Genomic DNA, 696 nt, shown 5'->3' with positions numbered 1-696 from the left:
CCGGGATGATCTTCACGATCGAGCCGATGATCAACGCCGGCAAGCGCGACATCCGCACGATGCCCGACCAGTGGACGGTCAAGACGCGCGACCGCAGCCTGTCCGCGCAATGGGAGCACACGGTGCTCGTCACCGAAACCGGCTACGAGGTGCTGACCGTGTCGGCCGGCACGCCGGCGCGCCCCGTGTTCGCGCAATCGGCCGCCGCCGTCTGAGCGCCGTCGCGCCAGCCCGCCCCACCCCGCACCTGAACGGCCGCCCATGAGCGCTCACGCTGCCCCCTCGCCCGAAGCGCTGTCGCGGCGCGCCGAATTCAAGGCCGCCAAGACGGAGATGCTGGAGCGCTTTCGTCACGCGGCGAACGTCGCGTCGCTGATGCACGCGCTGTCGAAACTCACCGACGATGCATTGAAGCGCGTGTGGGACGAATGCGGACTGCCCGCGACGCTCGCGCTCGTCGCCGTCGGCGGCTACGGGCGCGGCGAGCTCGCGCCCTATTCCGACGTCGACATCCTCGTGCTGCTACCGGATGCGCACGACGCGGCGCTCGACGCGCGCATCGAGCGGTTCATCGGGATGGCGTGGGATCTCGGCCTCGAGATCGGCAGCAGCGTGCGCACGGTCGCGCAGTGCATCGAGGAGGCGTCGCAGGACGTCACGGTGCAGACCTCGCTGCTGGAAGCGCGCCGCATCGTC

At 70.1% G+C, this 696-nt stretch carries 1 protein-coding gene and 1 pseudogene; both read left to right on the top strand.

Features of this window, described 5'->3' with window-relative positions; genetic code table 11:
- Positions 1-215: pseudogene (locus JMF90_RS39325) on the top strand (type I methionyl aminopeptidase); the annotation flags it as partial.
- Between the two features lie 46 nt (positions 216-261).
- Positions 262-696: nucleotidyltransferase domain-containing protein (locus tag JMF90_RS39320; RefSeq protein ID WP_201326576.1), on the top strand; the 435-nt coding region annotated here is incomplete at its 3' end.

Origin of the sequence: Burkholderia sp. E168m23 (assembly GCF_016586125.1) — a bacterium.
GTDB classification, from domain to species: domain Bacteria; phylum Pseudomonadota; class Gammaproteobacteria; order Burkholderiales; family Burkholderiaceae; genus Burkholderia; species Burkholderia orbicola.
Note: the sequence above shows the minus strand (reverse complement) of the source record. Positions and strands in the feature narration are given on the sequence as shown.